The 5,359-nt window shown below is 62.2% G+C and carries 3 protein-coding genes and 1 pseudogene; 3 read left to right on the top strand and 1 reads right to left on the bottom strand.

Annotated elements, in window-relative coordinates:
- Positions 1-19 precede the first annotated feature (19 nt).
- Positions 20-736 (bottom strand): SAM-dependent methyltransferase, encoded by a 717-nt coding sequence (locus Q0341_RS00610; protein ID WP_299509833.1) that lies wholly within the window; start codon positions 734-736, stop codon positions 20-22.
- A 238-nt stretch (positions 737-974) separates the two neighbouring features.
- On the opposite strand from Q0341_RS00610, the gene Q0341_RS00605 reads away from it, so the two are divergent.
- The 3 genes and pseudogenes from Q0341_RS00605 to Q0341_RS00600 all read left to right on the top strand — a co-directional run.
- Positions 975-2,639: a ShlB/FhaC/HecB family hemolysin secretion/activation protein gene (locus Q0341_RS00605; protein WP_299509831.1), complete on the top strand. Its 1,665-nt coding sequence runs from the start codon at positions 975-977 to the stop codon at positions 2,637-2,639.
- Between the two features lie 72 nt (positions 2,640-2,711).
- A pseudogene (locus Q0341_RS15215) lies at positions 2,712-2,837 on the top strand (ESPR domain-containing protein); the annotation flags it as partial.
- Between the two features lie 18 nt (positions 2,838-2,855).
- The coding region (locus Q0341_RS00600; RefSeq protein ID WP_299509829.1) for a filamentous hemagglutinin N-terminal domain-containing protein at positions 2,856-5,359 on the top strand (2,504 nt) is incomplete at its 3' end.

Raw genomic sequence — 5,359 nt, 5'->3', positions numbered from 1 at the left:
ATCCGCCCCTGCAGACCACTCAGCCCCGGGTGTAGGTCAGCATCCGCCCCTTGTACGCCTCGTGGCCGTCATGTGCGGGCAAGTCCAGCACCTGCTCGTGCAAGGCAAAACCCGCTCGCGCCATGTGCTTGTGAAAAGCCGCACGGTTGCCTCGGTTGGGGTCCACCACCCAGATTTCAGAGCGGGCGGCCGCATGGGCATCGATGAAGCTGGCCAGCGCGCCTTCGTCATCGCGCTCGTACAAAATGTCGCTGCCCACAATCAGGTCAAACAGCCCGATCACCGCCGCATCTTGCGCCTGCGTGAGCACCGGTAAACCGTCTTCACGCAAAGCCGCACGGCCCCATAAACCATGGCGGTAGGTGATCAGCGGCAGGCCATTCAGGCGAGTGTTTTCGTCCAAAAAAGCGTGTGCCAAAGGGTGGCAGTCACTGGCCGTGACCGTGGCCCCGCGCCGGTGCGCTACCAAACTGGCCAGACCCAGGCCACAGCCAATTTCCAAAATGCGCTCCCTCGACACGGGGCGCAGCGCCATGCGCTCGGCCATGCGCTGCCCTGAAGGCCAGAGCAAGCCGAACAATGGCCAAGTGGCCGAAGAAATGCCCAAATTCAGGGCCTCGTCGAGCGGGTCATGGAACTGGTTTTTGTCGAGCAGGGAGCGGATGAACAAGTCGTCCACGCCCACAACCGCAATGCTTTCCTGTTTGGTCAGGTAGCCGGGTGAAGAAGTGTGCAAAAAAGCAATCGTTGCAGCGCAAGTGCAAAAGACCAAAAGGCGCTGGCTGGGCTGAACTGTACACCTTCACCCACAAGGAAACTGGCCGCGTTTTGAAAGGTAAAACCTGACGTAGGGGGGGCGCAGAGTTGGCTCAGCGCATCGATTGTGTGCAGCAACGAACCGACAGAACTGGTTGTCCCCGGCATCCTCCAAAGCCTGTCTCTTTGATGCAAGGGACCCCAACGAAGGAATGCACATGCTCAAAAAAATATGGTCGCCTTGCTTGTTGTTGCTGGTGGCACAAACGGGCTGGGCCCAGACCTTGCCCAGCGCAGGTGGGCAGTTGCAGCAAGTGCCCACCGTCCCCAGCACCGCCAGTCCCTTGGCACCTGTCACGGTCAAACCCTTGCCCGTGATGCCCGAGACGCCTGCCGGAGCCACGGTGTTTCAAGTCGAGCGTTTGCAGCTGCGCGGGTCCAGCGTTTACACCGATGCAGTCCTCTGGCAAGTGGCGGGTTTTGAACCCGGTCATGCACAAAGTTTGCAGACGCTTCAAGCCATGGCGCAGCGCATTTCGCAGCACTATCGGCAAAACGGCTACCTTGTGGCCCGTGCCTACCTGCCCGCTCAAGAAATCCGGGACGGCGTGGTCACCATGGCCGTGCTGGAAGGGCAATACGGCCAAGTGACACTGAACAACAGCAGCCGCCTGGACAGCCAAGTGCCGCTGGATGTGCTGGCAGGTCTGAATGAAGGCGACGTGATCGCACTGGCGCCGCTGGAAGAGCGCTTGCTTTTGCTGTCGGATGTGCCGGGCGTGCAAGTGCGATCCACCCTGGTGCCCGGCGCCACTTTGGGTTTGTCGGATTTGGTGGTTCACGTCAAGCCCGAAGACCGCATCAGCGGCAGCGTAGACGCCGACAATGCGGGCAACCGATATACCGGCGAAAACCGCGTGGGTGCCACGGTGAACTGGAGCAACCCAGGCGGCAGGGGTGACTTGGCCAGCTTGCGTTTGCTCACCTCGGGGACGGGTTTGCGCTATGGGCGAGTGTCTTACCAAACCCCATGGGGCCGGGGCCGGGCAGGCATGGCCTACAGCGACCTGGCTTACCGCCTTGGTCACGAATTTGAAAGCCTGCAAGCGCATGGGCATGCGCGAATTGCCACCTTGTTTGGCAGTTACCCCTTGTTGCGTTCACGACAGAGCAATCTGCACCTGGGATGGACCCTGGAGGCCAAGAGGTTTCAAGACCGCCTGGATGCCGAGCCCTCGGTGACCGACAAGCGAGCGCAGGTGGCCGTGCTCAGTCTTTATGGAGACCGGCGAGACCGCTGGGGCGGCGGTGGTTTGAACACCTATTCGCTGGCTTGGTCTGCAGGCGCCATCGACATTCGCACACCCGCAGCGCGGCTGCGCGACGCCGAGACCGCCCGCAGCGACGGGCATTACAACAAGCTGGCGTTTGCTGTGTCGCGGGTGCAGGCTGTCCGTGAAGGCTTGACGGTGTATGCCGCCTTGAGTGGGCAGATGGCTTCGAAAAATCTGGACATCTCGGAAAAGATGGAACTGGGCGGCATGTATGGCGTGCGGGCCTACCCGGAAGGCGAGGCCTATGCCGACGAAGGTGTCCTCCTGACGCTGGAGGCGCGTCAGCAAGTGCCCTTGCCGGCCGGTGCGACAGGTCAGGTGCATCTGGCCGCGTTCATCGACGCTGGCACGGTCAAGCCCAACCACAAACCGTGGTTGGGCGCAGAGCCGCGTCGCCACTTGAGTGGTGCCGGACTGGGCGTGTACTGGACGCGGGCGCAAGACTTTTCGGTCAAGGCGTTTTATGCCCGCAAGCTCGGCAGCGAAGAGGCACTCTCCGCCCCGGACAAAGGTGGCCGCGTGTGGGTCCAGGCTGTCAAGTATTTCTGATACGGGGCCAACGCGACGCCGCCCGAACCCCATTTGCACATTGCGTGCCCAACTGATACCAAGGACTTTGTCATGAACCGAATTTACCGATCTATCTGGAGCCCTAGCGCCGGCACTTGCGTGGCTACTTCTGAATACGCATGTGCGAAAGGCCGATCTGCATCATCGCCAACGGCATCCAAGTCAACGCGCGATACAGCGCTTGGGGCAAGCGCCATGGGCTTGGGGCACTGTCGGCAGTTGTCGCTGGCCTTGATGCTGGCCTGGGGTGGCCTGGCGATGGCCACGCCCACCGGTGGGGTGGTCAGTGCTGGCAGTGCCAGCATTACCCAAGCACCTGGGCAGATGACCATCACGCAATCCACCCCGAATGTGGCGATCAACTGGCAAAGCTTTGGCATTGCAGCCGGTCAATCGGTGCAGTTTGTGCAGCCCGGCAGCGGTTCGGTGGCACTGAACCGGGTGATCGGTGCCGACCCCTCGGCTATTCTGGGCCGCATGTCGGCCAACGGGCAGGTGTTCTTGGTCAACCCGAATGGCATCTTGTTTGGGTCTGGTGCCTCGGTGAATGTAGGGGGGCTGGTGGCCTCGACCCTGAACATCACCGATGGCGATTTCATGGCTGGGCGCTACCAGTTCTCGGGCCCGAGCACGGCCGAGTTGGTCAACCAGGGGGCCCTGCAAGCGGCAGAAGGTGGTTATGTGGCCTTGCTCGGTGCCCGTGTGAACAACCAAGGCTCGGTGCAGGCGCCCAACGGCAGCGTGGCCTTGGCCGCAGGCGAGTCCATGACACTGGACCTGTTGGGCGAGCAGTTGTTGAACGTGCGCGTGGACCAAGGGGTGGCTGATGCCTTGCTGAGCAATGGCGGCCTGCTGCAAGCCGACGGCGGCCAGGTGCTCATGAGCACCCAGGCGGCGGGCAACTTGCTGGCCAATGCGGTGAACAACACCGGCGTGGTCCGGGCGCAGACGTTGGAAAACCGGCAAGGCACCATCGTTTTGCTGGGCAGCATGGACAACGGCACTGTGAGGCTCGGGGGCACGCTGGACGTGAGCGCCGGGCCTGGACAAAAGGCTGGTCGCGTGCTGGCCACAGGCCACCAAGTGGGCCTGTTCGATGCGCACATCTTGGCCTCGGGCGGCGAAGGCGGTGGCCAGGTCTTGATCGGTGGTGGTTACCAAGGCCGCGACCCGGCTGTGCCACATGCCCAAGCGGTGTACATGAGCGCGGGTGCCACCATCGAGGCCAATGCCCGCGAGCAGGGCGATGGCGGGCAGGTGGTGTTGTGGTCCGATGGCAGCACACGGGCGCTGGGCCAGGTGTCGGCGCGCGGGGGGGCAAAAGGTGGCGATGGCGGCTTGATCGAAACCTCTGGCCAATGGCTGGATGTGGCGGGGCTGCAGGTGGACACACGCGCACCGCTTGGGCAAATCGGCACCTGGCTGCTCGACCCGGCGGACATCACTATTTCTGGCGCGGCGACCACCGATGCCACGGCTACTGGTGGGGTGTTTGCACCGAACTCGGGGGTCAGTGCCGCTAACGTCAACGTGGCCGATTTGGTGACCGCTTTGAACGCCAGCAACGTCACGGTGAGCACCGAAAACACTGGCTTGAGCGGCTCGGGCTCGGGTGACATCACTCTCAGCGCAGCGCTGACCTGGTCAGCCGCCACCACGCTTACCATGAACGCTGAACGTGATGTGAATGTGAATCAAGCCATCACAGCCACCGGCACCGACAGCAGTTTGGCGTTGATCGCTGGGCGCCATGTGAATGTGGCGGCGGGTGCAGCCATCACCACGACCACAGGCCAACTGGGCTTCACCGCGGCACAAGACGTCAACATCAATGCTGCAACGACCATCACCACCGGCAACTTGCAAGCGGTGGCGGGTGGCAACGTGACCATCAGTGCTGCGTCTACGATCACGACAGGGAATATGGTGCTGCGGGCCGACAACGACGGCACCGGTCCCGGTGCAGCAGCAGGTACCGTGGCCATCACCTGCGGCAGCAACTGCTTGACCATCACCACAGGCCAGCTGAGCATCCGATTCAACCCGGTGAATTACGCCAGCACCAGCACCGAAGTGGTGGCCTACGATGCCAATTTGACGGGTGCTGGCACGCTCGATGCCAAAGCCTGGGTGTTTGGCAAGGGTGACAACAAGGTGTACGACGGCACCACTGCGGCCACGGTGAGCGGCTTGTTGCCCGATGTGACGGCCGTGCAGCCGCCGGTGGTCTTGGGGTCGGTCAGTCTGGCCAACTTTGACACCCAACATGTGGGCACGGACAAAGTCATCACGTATGCGTCTACTTTCTCAAATGCAGCCTACGATTTGTTTGCCGCAGCCGATGCCACTGCGGGCACCTACCAGACCCGAGCCGACATCACGGCGCAGGCACTGACCATCACCGAGCCAAACGCCATCAAGGCGTATGGGGCTACTTTTCAATCAGCAGGTTTCACGACTTCAGGGCTGGTGAACGGTGAGACAGTGGGCAGCGTGACCCTGGCCAGTGATGGGCAAGCAGCCACTGCCGGCGTGGCCGGTAGCCCCTATGCCATCGTCGCCAGCAACGCCACAGGCGGCACATTTAACGCTGCCAACTACACCATCAGTTACGTAAACGGTGCGTTGACGGTCACGCCCGCGCCCCTGACGATCACGGCGCAAGACGTGAGCAAGGTGTATGGCCAGGCCCCCACCTT

Source organism: uncultured Limnohabitans sp. (genome assembly GCF_937889215.1).
Taxonomy (GTDB): Bacteria; Pseudomonadota; Gammaproteobacteria; order Burkholderiales; family Burkholderiaceae_C; genus Limnohabitans_A.
Note: the sequence above shows the minus strand (reverse complement) of the source record. Positions and strands in the feature narration are given on the sequence as shown.

Excerpts from the sequence above, each read along its gene's own strand:
- Q0341_RS00605 (WP_299509831.1), top strand. The coding sequence starts at position 975 with ATGCTCAAAAAAATATGGTCGCCTTGCTTGTTGTTGCTGGTGGCACAA.